3 protein-coding genes are annotated in these 3075 nt (G+C 68.5%); all 3 read left to right on the forward strand.

The window, feature by feature from the left end; genetic code table 11:
* On the forward strand, positions 1-499 hold a 499-nt coding region (locus tag ORI27_RS32685), incomplete at its 5' end, for a helix-turn-helix domain-containing protein (protein ID WP_266001399.1).
* A 110-nt stretch (positions 500-609) separates the two neighbouring features.
* Positions 610-2100: a DDE-type integrase/transposase/recombinase gene (locus ORI27_RS32690; RefSeq protein ID WP_456085476.1), complete on the forward strand. Its 1491-nt coding sequence runs from the start codon at positions 610-612 to the stop codon at positions 2098-2100.
* A gap of 38 nt (positions 2101-2138) precedes the next feature.
* Positions 2139-2912, forward strand: coding sequence for an ExeA family protein (locus ORI27_RS32695; protein WP_407666522.1), 774 nt, complete (start codon positions 2139-2141; stop codon positions 2910-2912).
* The last annotated feature ends 163 nt before the right edge of the window (positions 2913-3075 follow it).

Consider the following 3075-nt stretch of genomic DNA (forward strand, 5'->3'; position numbering starts at 1 on the left):
GTATGCCCGGTCCCGCCAGGTTGAAGGACTCGATGATCCGGTGCGGCCGCGGCGGGCTCGGTGCCGCTCCTGTTTGGTCACCCACGTGTTGTTGCCGGTCACGATGCTGTTGCGCAGAGCGTATGCGGCCGAACAGATTTGGATGGCACTGTCGGCGCGTGCCCGGGGTATTGGGCATCGCCGGATCGCGATCGATCTGATGGTGCCGGCGGCTACGGTGCGGGGCTGGCTGCGCCGAGCCGTGGGTCGTCTGGAATCGATGAGGACGTGGTTCCTCGGCGTGGCGGTGCGCACCGGGATCGAGGTGATGATCCCGGACGGTTTCGGCTGCCCGTGGCGTGACGTGGTGGCGGCGGTCGGGGCAGCCGCGGCGGCGATCGGTCAGCGGTTCGGGTCGACCGGGTTGCTGGGCGCGGTGACGGCGGCGCAGGTGACGGTCGCCGTCAGCAGGGGCCGGCTGTTGGCGCCGGGCTGGCCACCGCCTACCCGGGGTGTGTGAGCAACACCAGTTGCCCCTGACGCGCGCCGCGGTGATCGGTGATCCTCGCCAAGGCACCTGCCCGACAAACGGTTTCGGGCAGGGCCTTCTATTGCGAGGAGGACATTGCGGTGTCGTTGGAGGAACACAAGCGTCGGGAACGGGCTCAAGCGATCGGGTTGTTCCGGTACCAGCTGATCTGTCCCGCGCTGGAGGCCGGGTTGTCGACCCGCCAACGCGGCCGGCTGGTCCGCGAGATCGCCGAACGCAGCCATATCGACCCGTTCGGCACCCAGGTGCAGATCGCACGCGCGACGCTGGATCGCTGGATCCGGCGCTACCGGGCCGGCGGGTTCGAAGCGCTGGTGCCCGAACCGCGGCGGCTGGCCACCCGCACCGATGTCCAGGTGCTGGAGCTGGCCGCCTCGCTGAAACGGGAGAACCCGGCCCGCACGGCCGCCCAGGTGGCCCGCATCCTGCGCACCGCCACCGGATGGGCGCCCTCGGAATCGACGCTGCTGCGCCATTTCCACCGCTGCGAGCTGATGGGCCCGGCTGCCGGTCAGCCCGGCGAGGTGTTCGGCCGGTTCGAAGCCGCCGATCCCAACGAGCTCTGGGTCGGCGACGCTCTGCACGGCCCGCGGGTCGGGGACCGCAAGACCTACCTGTTCGCCTTCCTCGACGATCACAGCCGGCTGGTGGTCGGGCACCGGTTCGGGTTTGCCGAAGACACCGTCCGCTTGGCGGCGGCGCTCAAACCCGCGCTGGCCGCCCGCGGCGTGCCCGCCGGGATCTATGTCGACAACGGCTCGGCGTTCGTCGATGCCTGGCTGCTGCGGGCGTGCGCGAAACTCGGGATCCGGCTGGTGCACTCCGCGCCTGGGCGGCCACAGGGCCGCGGCAAGATCGAACGGTTCTTCCGCACCGTGCGTGAACAGTTCCTCGTTGAGGTCACCGACACCACCGCTGAGGACCTCGCCGCCGCCGGGGTCAACCACGCCGCGGCATTGCTGGAGCTCAACCGGCTGTTCATGGCCTGGGTCGAAACCGAATACCACCGTCGCACCCATTCCGAGACCGGGCAATCCCCGCTGGCCCGCTGGGAGGCCGGCTTCGATCGGCTCGGTCACGCTCCGTCGTTGCCGACCGCCGCGGATCTGACCGAAGCCTTCTTGTGGTCGGAGTTTCGGGTGGTCACCAAAACCGCCACCGTGTCGCTGCATTCCAACACCTACCGGGTCGATCCCGCCCTGGCCGGACGCCGCGTGGAACTGGTGTTCTCCCCATTCGACCTGGAAACCATCGAGGTCCGCTACCGCGACCAGAGTTTCGGCGCCGCGCTGCCGCATGCCATCAGCCGTCATGCCCACCCAAAGGCTCGACCTGAGACTGCTGACCCGGCCCTGCCGGCGGCGACGGGGATCGACTACCTGGCGTTGACTGCGGCCTCCCACCATGACCAACTCCGCGATGACGAGCGGATCGGCTACCACGCCCTCTACGGGCCTGACACTGAGCTGATCGCCGGCCCGCGTGCTGGCGATGTTCAGATTCCCGGTCAGTGGTCGATCACCGACATCGACCCGACCCAGGCAGACTTCGAGGATGAGGTGTCGGCGTGAGTATTCAACGGCTGCAATCACATTGGGGCTTCTCCCGGATGCCGTTCGGGCGGGACCTGGCCCCGTCGATGCTGCACCGCCACCCCGGCCACAGCGAAGCGATCGCCCGGATCTCCTGGTGCGTGGACCAATGTGCCATCGGGGTCATCACCGGCGAAGTCGGTGCGGGCAAAACCGTGGCCATCCGCGCCGCCGCCACCGCCCTGGACCCGGCCCGCCACATCATCATCTACCTGGCCAACCCCACCATCGGAGTGCGTGGCATGCTCACCCACATCGTGGCCGCCCTCGGCCACACCCCGGTGTTCCACACCGCACGGCTGGCCCCGCAGGCCGCTGACGCGCTGGCCGCCGAGCACGCCGAACGCGGCCGCAACCCCGTGCTGGTCGTCGATGAAGCCCACCTGCTCGACAACCACCAACTCGAAGCGATCCGCCTGCTGACCAACCACGACATGGACTCCGGCTCCCCGTTCGCCGTCGTGCTGGTCGGCCAACCCACCCTGCGCCACCGACTGCGTCTCGGGGTCCTGGCCGCCCTGGATCAGCGCATCGCGGTGCGCTACACCCTGCCCGGCATGAGCCCGGCCGACACCGCCGACTACATCAACCACCACACCAAAATCGCCGGCCGCTCCGATGTCCTATTCGCCGATGACGCGATCACCCTGATCCACAACGCCTCACGCGGGCACCCCCGCGCAGTCAACAACCTCGCCCTGCACGCACTGACCGCCGCCTTCGCAGCCAGTCATTCCATCGTCGGGGAAAAAGCCGCCCGCATCGCCATCAGCGAAACAGCAACAGACTGAACCAACTTCGGGTCGCCACGACGACCACCACGTCACCACGGCGACGATCCCGTCACCGAGAACACCACGGCCCCGCTCACCACACCGAGCGGGGCCGTTCTCATCGCCAGTTGATCACCAACGCCAATGACGCCGACATCCTCATCCACAGCGACGGGCAACA

The organism is Mycobacterium pinniadriaticum, assembly GCF_026242045.1.
Lineage (GTDB): Bacteria > Actinomycetota > Actinomycetes > Mycobacteriales > Mycobacteriaceae > Mycobacterium > Mycobacterium pinniadriaticum.

What these genes read in the sequence shown, in the direction of transcription:
- ORI27_RS32695 (WP_407666522.1), top strand. Translation starts at nt 2,139, where the DNA reads ATGCCGTTCGGGCGGGACCTGGCCCCGTCGATGCTGCACCGCCACCCC.